The sequence below is a fragment of the Schaalia hyovaginalis genome (assembly GCF_014208035.1).
In the GTDB taxonomy this organism is placed as follows: domain Bacteria; phylum Actinomycetota; class Actinomycetes; order Actinomycetales; family Actinomycetaceae; genus Pauljensenia; species Pauljensenia hyovaginalis.
In genome coordinates this window covers 1681149-1695109 of sequence record NZ_JACHMK010000001.1, presented here as the reverse complement: position 1 = coordinate 1695109, position 13961 = coordinate 1681149, and the positions used below count along the sequence as shown (strand labels likewise).

The following is a 13961-nucleotide window of genomic DNA, read 5'->3' as shown; positions in this document are numbered from 1 at the left end:
CGTGACGCACTACCTCGATCACGCGGCGACCTCGCCGATCCTCGATTGCGCGCGCGAGGCGTGGATCGAGGCGCAGTGCGCCCTCGCGCTCGAGCCGGGCAATCCCGCATCGCTTCACGCCGGCGGCCGCAGGGCCAGGCGGATGCTCGAGGACGCCCGGGAGCGGATCGGGGCCGCCCTGGGGGCCGAGCGCGCCGAGGTCGTCCTCGTGTCGGGCGCGACCGAATCCGATGCGCTCGCAGTCGCGGGGGCGGCCCGAGCGGTCCGCGCCCTCGCCCCCGGGCGCACCCGCGTCCTGCTGTCCGAGGTCGAGCATGACGCGGTCGGCGAGCAGGCGCAGGGCCTGGCCGACGAGGGCTTCGAGGTCTCGCGCCTCAGGGTCGCGCCCTCGGGCGTCGTCGAGGTCGATCCGGCGGCCCTGTCGGCCGACGCGGATTCCCTGGCGCTGGCCTCCCTGACGCTGGTGAGTTCGGAGATCGGAACGATCCAACCGCTCGGGAGCCTCGTCGAGGCGCTTGCGGCCGCCGCGCCCGAAGCCGCGGCGACGGGCGGCCGCCCCCTCGTCCATACGGATGCCGCGCAGGCCGTGGGCGTGCTGGATACGGATTTCGCCGGGCTCGGCGTCGATCTGCTCTCCCTCGGGGGGCACAAGATCGGGGCCCCCGTGGGCACCGGGGTCCTCCTCGTGAAGAGGGGGACGCCTCTGCGCACGGACCGGCCCGGTGGCGGGCACGAACGGGGCCTGCGCTCGGGAACCCCCGATGTCGCCGGCGCGTGCGCCCTGGCCGCCGCGCTGGAGGAGACGGTGCGGGAGCGCGGTGCGCGACGCGCGCACGCGCTCGGATTGCGCGAGCAGCTCCTCGACGGCCTGAACGCTGCGAGCGATTCCCTGGGGGCGCCGATCCGCCCGAGCGTCGATCCGGGGCTCGCCTCGCCGGCCATCATCCACCTGTCGATCCCGACCGCGCATCCCGAGGCGGTCCTCATGGCGATGGATGCGGCGGGCGTCGCCGTCTCGGCCGGATCGGCGTGCCATGCGGGCGTCACCCGTCCCTCCGCGGTCCGCCTCGTCATGGGCGCGAGCGAGGCCGAGGCGCTGGGGGCGCTGCGGGTCTCGACCGGGCCCTCGACCGCCTCGGAGGACATCGGGGCCTTCCTCCGCGCACTCCCTCGGGCCGTCGCCGCGGGGCGCGCCCTTGATGAGCGCGAGGGATCCCGCGCGGCGCGTTCGTCTTCGAGGAGGTCATGATGCGCGTTCTCGCCGCGCTTTCCGGCGGCGTCGATTCCGCCGTCGCCGCCGCTCGCGCCGTCGATGCCGGTCATGAGGTCGTCGGCGTCCACATGGCCCTGTCCTCCCAACCCCTCGAATGCCGGATCGGCTCGCGCGGCTGCTGCTCGGTCGAGGACGCGGGGGACGCCGCGCGGGCCGCGGAGATCATGGGGATCCCCTTCTACGTGTGGGACCTCGCCGAGGATTTCGAGAAGACCGTCATCGAGGACTTCGTCGAGCAGTACTCACTCGGCCGCACGCCCAACCCCTGCGTGCGATGCAACGAGTTCGTGAAGTTCCGCGAGCTCGCCGAACGCGCGCGCGCCCTCGGATTCGACGCCGTCTGCACCGGCCACTACGCGTCGATCGTCGAGGGGCCCGCGGGCCCGGAGCTTCATCGCGGCGCCGATCCGCTCAAGGACCAGTCCTACGTGCTCGCCGTCATGGGGCGCTCGGAACTGTCGCGGGTCCTGCTGCCCCTGGGCGGAGCGAGCTCGAAGGCGGAGGTGCGCGCCGAAGCGGAGGCTCGCGGCCTGGGCGTCTGCGACAAGCCCGATTCCTACGACATCTGCTTCATCCCCGACGGCGATACGCGCGCTTTCCTGCGCGCGAGGCTCGGCAGCCGACCCGGCAGGATCGTCAGTCCCGAGGGCGAGGCGCTCGGCTCGCACGGGGGCTATTGGAACTTCACGGTCGGGCAGCGCAAGGGCCTGCGCATCGACCGGCCCGCGGCCGACGGCCGCCCCCGCTACGTCCTCGAAACCCGTCCCGCGACGAACGAGGTCGTCGTCGGCGCCTCCGAGCTCTTGAGCGTCAACGAGATCGCCTGCACCGATGTCGTGTGGTTGGCGCCGGATGATCTCGGGGACCAAGGCGGTGGCGCTGCCGCGAGCGGGACTTCGGATCTCTTCGTCCAGGTGAGGGCCCACGGCGAACCCGTTCCGCTCGCATCGCTGACTCATTCGGATGCCGGGGCCGCTCGCGAAGGGGGCGAGTCGGCGCTGACCGTGCGCCTCGCCCTCCCGATCCGCGGCGTCGCCGCCGGTCAGTCCGCGGTCCTCTACCGCGGCTCGCGGGTCATCGGCGAGGCGACGATCGAGAGGGCCCGTCGGGGCGCGGGGGAGGACTGAGTCGGGCCCGAGCTCCACTTCCCCTTAGGATGAAGGGGCGCGCAAGTGGCGGAATTGGCAGACGCGCTGGATTTAGGTTCCAGTGTCTTTGACGTGGGGGTTCGAGTCCCCTCTTGCGCACCGGGGTGTCCTGCGGGATCCGGCCCGGGAATCGGGGCGGCCGACTGCGTGAGGCGGGTTCAGCGGTGCGAAGGGCGCTGAGGCTCTTCCGGGAGCCGCGCGCCTGAGCGGGAGCCCGCCTCCGCTCCTTTGATGAGGGGCAGGCACGTTCGGACGACGACCGTCAGTGCGACGAGCGCTCCGATGACGACGATGAGGCCGATGAGCGCGTTGAACGTCAGGGCGTAGACGATGTATCCGAGCAGCGATGCGCCGGCGCCCGCGAGGGCGTAGGGGAGCTGCGTGTTCACGTGCGTGATGTGGTTGCAGCCCGCGCCCGTCGAGGAGAGGATCGTCGTATCCGAGATCGGCGAGCAGTGATCGCCGAAGACGGCGCCGGCCAGGACCGCGCCGAAAGCCGGGATGAGGAGCCCGGCCCCCTCGGGAACCGCTGCCATGATCTCGCCGGCGATCGGCAGGAGGATGCCGAAGGAGCCCCACGAGGTGCCGGTCGCGAAGGCCATCGCGCCGGCGACGATGAAGAGGAGCGGGATCAGCCAGGCCGCGGGGACCTCCGCCGATTCGACGAGTCCGCCGAGATAGGCGCCGGTGCCGAGTTCGGAGATGAGCGAGCCGAGCATCCACGCGAGGAGGAGGATCTCGATCGCGGGGAGCATCGAGCGCGCCCCTTCGGCGACGCCCCTGAGGGCGGTCCTCACCTCGAAGAGGGGATCCTCGTGCGTGTAGTGGAAGTAGTAGTAGGCCGCCGAGACGAGGCCGAGGACGCCGCCGATGTTGAGGGAGAGCGCGACGTCGGTGCTCGCGAGGATCTCGAGGGCGCTCCACGAGCCCGAGGCCGAGTGGCCGGTCCAGACGATCCCGCCGAGGACGCCGGCGACGAGGATGAGGAAGGGGACGATGAGCGCGCGCTTCGCCCCGGGTTCGTGGCGGGGGAGGTTGTCGGTGAGCTGGCCGGGAACCTGCGCCTCCGGGGCGAAGAGATCCCCGGATTCGACGGCGCGCCGCTCCTCGCGGCGCATCGAGCCGAAGTCGACCTCGAAGACGACCGTGAGCCAGAGCAGGACGATCGCGCCGATCGCGTAGTAGTTCATGCCCGCTGAGCGGATGAAGGCGCCCGCATCGGAGACGTCGATCGCGGCGGCGGCGACGATCGGGGCCATGATGCCGATGATCGAGGCGCCCCAGGAGGAGAAGGGCGCGAGCACGGCCACGGGTGCGGAGGAGGAATCGATGAGGTAGGCGAGCTTCGCCCTCGACACCTTGTGACGGTCGCTAACCGGGCGCGCGACCTGCCCGACGGCGAGCGCATTGAAGTAGTCGTCGATGAAGATCGCGGTGCCGAGGGCCGCTGCGAGGATCTGAGCGCCGCGACGGGATTTGATCTTCGTCATTGTCCACTCCGCGAAGGCTCCGGTGCCGCCGGCCATGAGGACGAGGGAGGTGATGACGCCGAGCGTGAGGAGGAAGGCGAGGATCAGGACGTAGTAGGCGTTGATCGCGCCCTCGGACCAGAAGATCTGCGCGAAGGAGTTCCACACGAGGACGGCCGTTCCGGTGAGCGATCCGTCGGCCACGAGGAGGGCCGCGGAGACGACGCCGGCGGCGAGCGAGGCGAGCACGCGCTTCGTCGTGATGACGAGGACGATCGCGAGAATCGGCGGGATCAGAGTGAGAAGGGGGTGGGCCTCGATCACGGTGCGCTCCTTCCGAGGACTGGAATGCGACCAGGCTAAGGCAAAGGAGGCGTCGGGCGTCGTCGGGCGATCCTATTCGGACGGCTCTAGACTCTCGACCATGGCACAGCTCAGCGAAGGCGCGCAAGCGCCCGATTTCACCGCGGAATCCACGCAGGGGACGATCACTTTGTCGGGGCTCCTCGCTCAGGCGGTTGAAGGGGTCGTCGTCTACTTCTATCCGAAGGCCTCGACTCCCGGCTGCACGACCGAGGCCTGCGATTTCAGGGACTCGCTCAATTCGCTCAAGGGCGCGGGCTACGCGGTGATCGGCGTGAGCGCCGATCCGATGCCCGCTCTCGAGCGCTTCGCCGAGAAGCAGTCGCTCAACTTCCCCCTCGTGTCCGATCCCGAGCATGAGATTCTTCTCGCCTGGGGCGCGTGGGGCGAGAAGAAGAATTACGGCAGGGTCTACGAGGGGATCATCCGTTCGACGGTCGTCGTCGGCAGGGACGGTCTCGTCCGGCTCGCGAAGTACAACGTGAAGGCGACCGGGCATGTGGCGCGCCTGCGCAAGGAGCTCGGCCTCGACGCCTAGGCGTATTCGGCCGGGACCTGCTCGGGATTTGAGGATCCCGGGTGACGAGGGCGGGGCTGTGCGCCGGACTCGGGGTCGGTGATGAGCCGGGCGCAGTCTGTTGCAACCTCGGCGACGTCTCGGGCGGAGCTTGTTCGGGCTGCGGCGACATCTCGGACATGCCCTGTTTCAGCCTTGGCAACAACTCGGTCGCAGCCCGTTTCAAGGGTGACAACAACTCGGACATGCCCTGTTTTAGTCTTGGCAACAACTCGGTCGGAATGAACCGGTGTGCCGAGTGTATTCGCAGGTCAGCGCTCGCAGTCGTTTCAGACGGGAACGGCTCTGTCCGACTTGTCGCCACCCGCCCGTGGCTGGTGTTCGACTTGTCGACGCCTGCCTGTGGCCTGGTGTTCGACTTGTCGCCACCCGCCCGCAGCGCGAATGAAAAAGAAGCGGCGCGACCGATCCGGTCGCGCCGCCGCGCGTGCGTCATGGGGGACTTGAACCCTCAACCCGCTGATTAAGAGTCAGCTGCTCTGCCAATTGAGCTAATGACGCGGGACTCCGCAGCGAGATCATCGCTCCGAAGCTGTGCGTCATGGGGGACTTGAACCCTCAACCCGCTGATTAAGAGTCAGCTGCTCTGCCAATTGAGCTAATGACGCGGGGGCCTTGCGGCCGAGACACCACTTTACCGCCAGAGCGGGATCGATGCAAAAATGCGTGGTGAGAAGACCGCCACAGAATCGAATCGAGGGGCGCATGGCTGGAGTGACTCGCAGGTCCGGCGGGGAACCGCGCGCAACACAAGTCGCCCAGGACTACCTCAAGGCGATGTGGAGTTGCGAAGAAGCCGGGGAGGACGGGATCTCCGTGAACGACTTGGCGGTGCGGATGGGGGTCGTCGCCTCGACGGCCTCGGAGAACGTCGCGAGGCTCGCCTCGCAGGGGCTCGTCACGCATGAGCCCTATCGGCGAGTGCACTTCACGGATGAGGGGCGCGCGCTGGCGATCGCGATGATCCGGCGTCATCGGCTCCTCGAGACCTACCTGCACGAGCACCTCGACTTCGAATGGGACGAGGTGCACGAAGAGGCGGAGATCCTCGAACATGCCGTGACCGATCGTCTTCTCGATCACATCGATGCGGCGCTCGGCCATCCGAATCGCGATCCGCACGGCGATCCGATTCCCGATGCCGCGGGTGCGGTGGAGGCCAGGCCGATGCTCCCGCTGGTGGACCTGGCCGAGGGGGAGTGGGCGAGCGTGGCGCGGCTCTCGGATGAGGACCCGCAGGCGCTGCGCGATCTCGATGCCGCGGGCCTTCGCCTCGATGCGCGCGTGCGGCTCGTTCGACGGCGCGGTGAGGGCCTGATCCTCGATGTCGAGGAGCGGACCGGGATCCGCGTGTCGGGTTCGACCGCCCGACTCGTGCGGGTGACGCCCCTCGACGGCTGAACGGGCGGCGGCCTCGTTCAGGCGCGCGCCGCCGATCCCATGTCCTCGGGGACGTGCGCGGTGTGCCCCTGCGCGAGGAGCGCTTCGCGCAGACGGAGCATCGCTTCGTCGAGCTCCTCGGCGCTCGCCTGCGCGGCGTTCGAAAGGAGGACATCGGCCTCGGTGCGCAGCGGGATCACATGAAGATGAGTGTGCGGCACCTCGAAACCCGCGATGACCAGGCCCGCCCTCGGCACCCCGAAGGCCTTCTCCTGGGCGAGGCCGATGATGCGGGCGACGCGCATGAGGTGGGAGGCGACGTCGGTCGGGGCGTCGGTCCATTTCGGGTACGGCTCGCGCGGGACGACGAGGACGTGGCCGGGCGCGGTCGGCTCGATCGTGGCGAAGGCGACGCACACCTCGTCGGCCCACACGAAGCGTCCGGCCCATTCGCCGGAGATGATCTTCTCGAAGACGGTTGTCATGCGCTCATTCTCACCCCTTCCACCCCGCTCCGACCAGTGGGCGCCGGGGCTTGGCGAGGAGGCGATGGTCTACCCTTGTCAGGGTCGCACATGTCGAAAGTGGAGAAGGGGAGGGCCCCATATGAGCCAGACGCCGGGCATGGAACCCGCACATCGGTACACCGCTGAACTCGCAGGCGATATCGAGACCGCGTGGCAGGACCGGTGGGACGAGCGGGGGACCTTCAACGCGGACAACCCGGTCGGCGACTTCGCTGGCCCCCTTTCGGAGGCGAAGCCCTTCTTCCTCCTCGACATGTTCCCCTACCCCTCGGGCAAGGGCCTGCACGTCGGCCACCCGCTCGGGTACATCGCGACCGACACCGTGGCGCGCTTCCACCGGATGAAGGGCGAGAACGTCCTCTACACGATGGGCTACGACGCCTTCGGCCTGCCCGCCGAGCAGTACGCGGTCCAGACGGGCCAGCATCCGCGGATCACGACCGAGCAGAACATCGCGAACATGCGCCGTCAGCTCCGTCGCCTCGGCCTGTCCCACGACCGGCGCCGCTCGCTCGCAACGACGGACACCGAGTACGTGAAGTGGACGCAGTGGATCTTCCTCCAGATCTTCAACTCCTGGTTCGATGAGACCGCGACGGCTCCCGACGGCTCCCTCGGCGCTGCCCGTCCGATCGGAGAACTCGAGGCGAAGCTGGCCTCCGGTGAGGTCGCCGTTCCCGACGGCCGGGCCTGGGCGGAGCTCGATCGCGTCGAACGCGCGAAGGTCGTCGATTCCTTCCGCCTCGCCTACGTCTCCGAGGCGCCCGTCAACTGGTGCCCGGGCCTGGGCACCGTCCTCGCGAATGAGGAGGTCACGGCCGACGGCCGTTCCGAGCGCGGCAACTACCCGGTCTTCAAGCGGAGCCTGCGCCAGTGGATGATGCGGATCACCGCCTACGGCAAGCGCCTCGCCGACGACCTCGACACGATCGACTGGCCCGATAAGGTCCGTGCGATGCAGCGCAACTGGATCGGCCGCTCCGAGGGCGCGCGCGTCGTCTTCCCGGTGCCCGGCGCCGAGGGCGCGGGCGCGGCCCCGAGGGAGCTCGAGGTCTACACGACGCGTCCCGACACCCTGTTCGGAGCGACCTTCATGGTCGTCGCGCCCGAGCACCCGATCCTGGGCGGCACCTTCGCCGGCGACGCCCAGGACGCCGAGATGCTCACCGTTCCCGCGCAGTGGCCCGAGGGCACGAAGGGCGCCTGGACCGGTGGAGCTGCGAGTCCGCGCGAGGCGGTCGCCGCCTACCGCGCCCAGGCCGCCTCCAAGTCCGAGGCGGAGCGCGCCGACGAAGAGCGCGTCAAGACCGGCGTCTTCACCGGTTTCTTCGGAGTGGACCCGGTGAACGGCCGCGAGATCCCGGTCTTCGTCGCCGATTACGTCCTGTGGGGTTACGGGACCGGCGCGATCATGGCGGTGCCCGCCCATGACGATCGCGACTGGGAGTTCGCCCGCAAGTACGAGCTCGAGGTCATCCGGACGATCGGCCCGGCCGAGGATCCTTACGGTCATGACCTGTCCGAGAGCGCCTACGTCGGAGACGGCGTCGCCGTGGACTCGCGCAATGACGAGGTCTCGCTCGACGGCCTCGGCAAGGACGAGGCGAAGGCGGCGATGATCGCCTGGCTCGAGGAGAAGGGGGTCGGTCGCAAAGCGGTGACCTACCGTCTGCGCGACTGGCTCTTCTCGCGTCAGCGCTACTGGGGCGAGCCTTTCCCGATCGTGTGGGACGAGGACGGCCTGCCGCACGCCCTGCCCGAGGACCAGCTCCCCGTCGAGCTTCCCGAGGTCTCCGACTACTCGCCGCGGACCTTCGATCCCGACGATGCGGACTCCGAGCCCGAGGCGCCGCTCGGCCGCGCCGAGGAGTGGGTGAATGTCGAGCTCGACCTCGGCGACGGACCGAGGACCTACCGTCGCGAGACGAACACGATGCCCCAGTGGGCCGGTTCGTGCTGGTACGAGATGCGCTACACCGACCCGAAGAACGACGACGCCCTCGCCGCTCCGGAGAACCTGGCCTACTGGATGGGCGGGCGCGAGGGCAAGGAGTCCGGCGGCACCGACCTGTACGTCGGCGGCGTCGAGCACGCGGTGCTCCACCTGCTCTATTCGCGCTTCTGGCAGAAGGTCCTCTTCGACCTCGGGCACGTCCCGGATGCCGAGCCCTACCACACCCTCTTCAACCAGGGTTACGTCCAGGCTTACGCCTACACCGACGCGCGCGGCCAGTACGTCCCCGCCGACGAGGTCGAGGGCGATGAGATCGCCGGATTCACCTACAGGGGCGAGCCCGTCAACCGCGAGTACGGGAAGATGGGCAAGTCCCTGAAGAACATCGTCACGCCCGATGAGATGTACGAGGCCTACGGCGCCGACGTCTTCCGTGTGTACGAGATGAGCATGGGCCCGCTCGACCTTTCGCGCCCCTGGGAGACCCGCGCGGTCGTCGGCTCGCAGCGCTTCCTCCAGCGCCTGTGGCGCAATGTCGTCGACGAGGAGACCGGTGAGCTCACGATCAGCGAGGGCGAGGCGGATCTCGAGACGAAGCGCCTCGTCGCGCGCACGATCGCGGATGTCACGGTCGAGTACGAGAACATGCGCGTGAACACGGCGATCGCGAAGCTCATCGTTCTCAACAACCACCTGACCGGCCTTGAAGCCGCTCCGCGCGAGGCGGTCGAGGTGCTCATCCTCATGGTCTCCCCGGTGGCCCCGCACATCGCCGAGGAGCTGTGGATGCGTCTCGGGCACGCCGAATCCCTCGCCCGTGAGCCCTTCCCGGTCGTCGCCGACGAGTCCCTCCTCATCGAGGAGACGGTGACGGCGATCGTCCAGGTCAACGGCAAGGTGCGCGCTCGCCTCGAAGTTTCGCCCTCGATCGGCGAAGATGAATTGCGTGAGGAGGCGCTCGCCCAGGGGCCGATCGTCAAGCTGCTCGACGGCCGCGATCCGCTGAAGGTGATCGTGCGCGCCCCTTCGCTGGTGAACGTGGTGCTTCCGCGCTGATGATCCGCGATGGTGCGGCCCCTCGATTCGATTCGGGGGGCCGCATTCATGGGGTCGTGCCGCGGAGCCGAGATGAAGGAGGCGACATGCCCGAAGGCGATGCGATTCGTCGGCTCGCAGGAACGATCACCGAGCTCTTCGAGGGCGGCGGGGTCGTCGCATCGTCGCCGCAGGGCCGCTTCGCCGCTTCTGCGGCCCGGATCGACGGGAAGATCCTTCAGGCCGTCCGCGTTCACGGCAAGCACATGTTCATCGGCTTCGTCGCCGAGGGCGAAGGCGAGGGGCCTCCCGAGGAGTGGATGCACATCCACCTGGGGCTCTACGGGTGGTGGCGCTTCAACGGCGACGAGACCGTCGTCGACGAGGGCTACGGCGTGGCGCACCGCGTGCCCCCCGTTCCGGCGGGGGAGTGGAACGGCCATTCGGAGACCCGATGGGGGGAGGGCTTCGGCGAGGCCGAAGCGGGCACCTGGGAGCCGCCCGAGCCGGTGGGCCAGGTCCGTTTCCGCATGTACAACGCGCATGCGGTCGCCGATCTCGTCGGCCCGAATCGCTGCGAGCTCATCACGGACGCCGAGCGCGAGGCGGTCGAGGCGCGGCTCGGCCCCGATCCTTTAGAACGCGGCGCGCGGGATGATGAGGATGCTGCCGCGCGCTTCGCCGAGACGGCTCATGCGAAGAAGCGGGCGATTGGCGAGATCGTGATGGACCAGTCGATCATCGCGGGCGTGGGGAACATCTATCGCGCCGACGCCCTGTTCCTCGCGGGGATCTCACCGCATCGCAAGGGTGCGAATGTCTCCGTCAAGCGCTTGAAGGAGCTGTGGGTGCTGATCTGCGATCTCATGAATCGCGGCTTGGCCGCGGGCCGTCTGGAGACCATGGATCCCGATGAGGCCCCGGATCCTCCCCTCGAAGGCGATGAGGAGGCCTCGCGCTGGTACGTGTATCACCGCACGGGCAGGCCCTGCCTGCGTTGCGGCACGCCGATCCGCGAGGCGCTCATGCAGAACCGGCGCCTGTTCTGGTGCCCGTCGTGCCAGAGGTGAGCCGCTGAGCGAAGGGGCGGGGTCAGTCGACGTCCTCGAAGCCGAGGTCGTCGTAGAGTTCGGCGGCGCCCGCGTGCCGCGCGTCGATCCTCAGGGCGAGCGAGTCGTACCCCCAGTCCTTGCAGCGCCGTGCGATCTCGCCGACGAGGGCGGTGGCGATGCCGCGTCTGCGGTACTCGGGGTCGACGATGAGGTCGACGACGAAGGGGCCGTCGGGTGCGTCGTCCCAGGGCGATTCGCGGACGACGAGGATCGCCCCGACCAGGGTGCCCCCGTCCCAGGCTCCGACGAAGGAGTCGTCCGTCGTCGCGCCGAATGCGCCGTCGAAGGTCATGCGGAGCTCTTCGGAGGCCTGGAGGAGTGCTTCGGGGGTCGTCTCGAAGCCGTAGGCGTCCAGGTCGAGGACCGCGAGCACGGGGATGTCGTAACGGGTGAGCGTCGCGATCTCGACTCCTGCCGGGCGATCGACATCGGTCAACGCATCCACCTGTGCGTGAAGTGTGCGCTGTTCCATGAATCCAGCATAGGTGGCGCGCATCACATGCGCGGGTTTTCCATCCGTTCCGCGCGTCGGGATCGCGAGCGCCCGCAGGAGGGGGCACCGGGGTCTGTCAGATGTAGAGCTCGGGCTCGGTGAGGAAGTAGGAGGGGTCGATGATGAGGTCGTCGTCCTCCGTGTCCTCGCAGGCCTTGGGGATGAGGCGGGCCGGGACGCCGATGGCGACATTGCCGCAGGGCACGTCCTTGACGACGACGGCGTTCGCCCCGACCTTCACGCCGTTCCCGATCGTGATCGGGCCGAGGACCTTCGCTCCCGCCCCGATCATCACGTGATCGCCGACGGTGGGATGGCGCTTGCCCGGGGTCATCGACACGCCGCCGAGGGTCACGCCGTGGAAGATGACGACGTCTTCGCCGACCTCGGCGGTAGCCCCGATCACGACGCCGGTCGCATGGTCGATGAAGACGCGTCTGCCGATCCGCGCGGCGGGATGGATGTCGACTCCGGTGACGGAGCGGCTCGCCGAGGAGAGCATCCTGGCGGGCAGATGGGCCCCTCGCCGCCAGAGCGCATGCGAGACGCGGTGCGCCCACAGGGCGTGGACTCCGGGATAGGTGAGGGCCACTTCGAGGGTGGAGGTGGCCGCGGGGTCGCGGCGACGCGCGGTCTGAAGATCTTCCTTGAGGAGCTGAAAGGCCCTGCGGGGGTTCAACGGCATGCGCGTGTCCTTCGTGCGAGGTTCTGCTCAGTCTATCCCGCCTCGTAGCGGGGAGTCTTCGGAGGGGTGCCTGCGGGAGCGGGGCTCGCGGCTCGATGGGCCGCGAGCCCCGTCCGGGCTTCAGTCGACGAGGTCCTCGAAGAGCTTCGTCGAGAGGTAGCGCTCGCCCGTGTCGGGCAGGAGGGTCACGATGCGCTTGCCCGCGAATTCGGGCCGGGCCGCGACCTCGGCGGTGCCGGCGAGCGCGGCGCCCGAGGAGATGCCCACGAGCAGCCCCTCCTCGGCGGCGGCGCGGCGCGCGTAGGTCATCGCGGTGGCGGTGTCGATGGAGACGACCTCGTCGACGATCTGCCCGTTGTAGTTCTCGGGGAGGAAATTCGGCATGAGGCCCTGGATGCCGTGCGGGGCGGGGTTCCCGCCGGTGAGGATGGGCGACTCGGCCGGCTGGACGGCGATCACGCGGATGTCGGGGTTGTGGGCCTTGAGGGCCTTGGCCACTCCGGAGATCGTTCCGCCCGTGCCGACGCCCGCGACGAAGACGTCGACGGCGCCGTCGGTATCGGCCCAGATCTCCTCGCCGGTGGTCGCGGCGTGGATTGCCGGGTTCGCGGGATTGGCGAACTGGGAGGCGATGATCGATCCGGAGCGCTCGTCGCGGATCCGCTCGGCCTCGGCGACGGCCGCGGCGACGCCGCCCTTGGGGTCGGTGAGGACGAGCTCGGCGCCGAATGCGCGCACGATCATGCGGCGCTCGACGGACATCGAGGAGGGCATGACGATGACGACCTTGTAGCCGCGGGCGGCGCCGACCATCGACAGGGCGATACCGGTGTTGCCCGAGGTCGCTTCGATGATCGTGCCTCCGGGGGCGAGCTCGCCCGAGGCCTCGGCCGCATCGATGATCGAGGCGGCGATGCGGTCCTTGACCGAGGACGCGGGGTTGAAGGCCTCGATCTTGGCGACGACGTCGACGTCCTCGCCGGTCACGCGGTTGAGGCGGACGAGGGGGGTGGAGCCGATGAGTTCTGCGACGTTGGAAGCGATGTGCGACATGGTGTTCTCCTGATGAATGCAGTGGAGGCGAGGGGGAGGGGTGCGCCGTTGAGGATCGTGCTCAGGCATGCGGCGCACGCGCCGGGGCGGGTGGCGATACAGGACGAATGACGACGCGATGACGCGTCATGAAGGTCATTCGCCCGCAGGACACTGACACGGGTACGCGGAAACCGCGACACCTGCAAGGGCCAGGCGCGCTTCGCTGTTCCGGTATCCGATCACGTTGAAAACTTTACGACTCGGGTGAAGGGCCGTCCACTTCAACGCGGGTCGTGCCCACGATCCGGAAACGTGAAACACCCTGCGTGCAGGCCGCAACGAGGGAATCGAATGGCCTGCTTCGACCCGGTTCCACGCCGATCCGGATCTCGACGTCATCGCTCCAGGTGACATCGAGCACCGTCGCGCCGGCGGCGCGCAATTCGGCTTCGATGCGACCCGCTTCGGCCAGGGGCAGGCGAGCGGAGAGCACTTCGAGATCGCGCATATGGGCGCGGGGCGCGAGGGCGAGGGCTTCGGAGACGGAGGAGGAGTAGGCGCGGATGAGTCCGCCGCCTCCCAGGAGGATCCCGCCGAAATAGCGCGTGACGACGGCGCAGACGTTCCAGGTCCCGGACAGGCGGAGCGCATCGAGCATCGGGGTTCCGGCGGTTCCCGGGGGTTCGCCGTCGTCGCTCGAATGCTGCTGGGGATTGAGGCCCTCTTCGATGACGAGGTAGGCGGAGCAGTTGTGGCGCGCCTGCGGATGCTGGGATTTCACGAGGTCGATGAGCTCGCGCGCCTCGCAGACCGAGTCGACGCGCCCGAGGGTCGTGAGGAAGCGCGAGCGCTTGATCTCGATCTCATGCTCGATGAGGGTTCCCGAGCGGATCGTGTCGATCGATGCCAT

Annotated in this window: 12 protein-coding genes and 3 tRNA genes; 7 read left to right on the top strand and 8 right to left on the bottom strand. The window is 68.9% G+C overall.

Annotated elements, in window-relative coordinates; translation table 11 throughout:
- Nucleotide 1: 1 nt before the first annotated feature.
- The 3 genes from HD592_RS07430 to HD592_RS07420 all read left to right on the top strand — a co-directional run bounded on the left by HD592_RS07430 (nt 2) and on the right by HD592_RS07420 (nt 2520).
- Entirely contained in the window at nt 2–1249 is a 1248-nt protein-coding gene (locus tag HD592_RS07430) for an aminotransferase class V-fold PLP-dependent enzyme (protein ID WP_184452979.1), read from the top strand.
- The gene (gene mnmA, locus HD592_RS07425; RefSeq protein WP_184454545.1) at nt 1249–2400 is read left to right on the top strand and encodes a tRNA 2-thiouridine(34) synthase MnmA; all 1152 of its coding nucleotides are present in this window, start codon (nt 1249–1251) and stop codon (nt 2398–2400) included. Before HD592_RS07430 ends, mnmA begins: the two co-directional genes overlap by 1 nt.
- Before the next feature lie 39 nt (nt 2401–2439).
- A tRNA-Leu gene (locus HD592_RS07420) sits at nt 2440–2520 on the top strand.
- 59 nt (nt 2521–2579) lie between these two features.
- Here the strand turns inward: HD592_RS07420 and HD592_RS07415 are convergent.
- Entirely contained in the window at nt 2580–4214 is a 1635-nt protein-coding gene (locus HD592_RS07415) for a Na+/H+ antiporter NhaC family protein (RefSeq protein WP_184452977.1), read from the bottom strand.
- Between the two features lie 100 nt (nt 4215–4314).
- Between HD592_RS07415 and HD592_RS07410 the strand changes: the two genes are divergently transcribed.
- Nucleotides 4315–4791: a peroxiredoxin gene (locus HD592_RS07410; protein ID WP_184452976.1), complete on the top strand. Its 477-nt coding sequence runs from the start codon at nt 4315–4317 to the stop codon at nt 4789–4791.
- Between the two features lie 467 nt (nt 4792–5258).
- Here the strand turns inward: HD592_RS07410 and HD592_RS07405 are convergent.
- Both HD592_RS07405 and HD592_RS07400 read right to left on the bottom strand, forming a co-directional pair.
- Nucleotides 5259–5331, bottom strand: a tRNA-Lys gene (locus HD592_RS07405).
- 34 nt (nt 5332–5365) lie between these two features.
- Nucleotides 5366–5438 (bottom strand) — tRNA-Lys (locus HD592_RS07400).
- A gap of 97 nt (nt 5439–5535) precedes the next feature.
- Here HD592_RS07400 and HD592_RS07395 point away from each other — a divergent pair.
- A complete protein-coding gene (locus HD592_RS07395; protein ID WP_184452974.1) occupies nt 5536–6231 on the top strand; it encodes a metal-dependent transcriptional regulator in 696 nt (231 codons plus the stop codon).
- Between the two features lie 17 nt (nt 6232–6248).
- On the opposite strand, the gene HD592_RS07390 is transcribed toward HD592_RS07395, so the two are convergent.
- The gene (locus HD592_RS07390) at nt 6249–6695 is read right to left on the bottom strand and encodes an HIT family protein (RefSeq protein WP_184452973.1); all 447 of its coding nucleotides are present in this window, start codon (nt 6693–6695) and stop codon (nt 6249–6251) included.
- 121 nt (nt 6696–6816) lie between these two features.
- On the opposite strand from HD592_RS07390, the gene HD592_RS07385 reads away from it, so the two are divergent.
- Both HD592_RS07385 and HD592_RS07380 read left to right on the top strand, forming a co-directional pair.
- Entirely contained in the window at nt 6817–9747 is a 2931-nt protein-coding gene (locus HD592_RS07385) for a leucine--tRNA ligase (protein WP_184452971.1), read from the top strand.
- 86 nt (nt 9748–9833) lie between these two features.
- Nucleotides 9834–10796 carry an Fpg/Nei family DNA glycosylase gene (locus tag HD592_RS07380; RefSeq protein ID WP_184452969.1) on the top strand — a complete coding sequence of 321 codons (963 nt, stop codon included), beginning with the start codon at nt 9834–9836 and terminating at the stop codon, nt 10794–10796.
- Nucleotides 10797–10818: 22 nt separating this feature from the next.
- Here HD592_RS07380 and HD592_RS07375 read toward each other — a convergent pair whose 3' ends face one another.
- From HD592_RS07375 to HD592_RS07360, 4 genes are all read right to left on the bottom strand, one after another.
- Nucleotides 10819–11310, bottom strand: coding sequence for a GNAT family N-acetyltransferase (locus tag HD592_RS07375; protein WP_184452967.1), 492 nt, complete (start codon nt 11308–11310; stop codon nt 10819–10821).
- 97 nt (nt 11311–11407) lie between these two features.
- Complete coding sequence (gene cysE, locus HD592_RS07370) at nt 11408–12016, bottom strand: serine O-acetyltransferase (RefSeq protein WP_184452965.1); 609 nt, start codon at nt 12014–12016, stop codon at nt 11408–11410.
- A 120-nt stretch (nt 12017–12136) separates the two neighbouring features.
- Entirely contained in the window at nt 12137–13069 is a 933-nt protein-coding gene (gene cysK / locus HD592_RS07365) for a cysteine synthase A (RefSeq protein ID WP_184452963.1), read from the bottom strand.
- Nucleotides 13070–13304: 235 nt separating this feature from the next.
- Nucleotides 13305–13961: an IMPACT family protein gene (locus tag HD592_RS07360; protein ID WP_184452961.1), complete on the bottom strand. Its 657-nt coding sequence runs from the start codon at nt 13959–13961 to the stop codon at nt 13305–13307.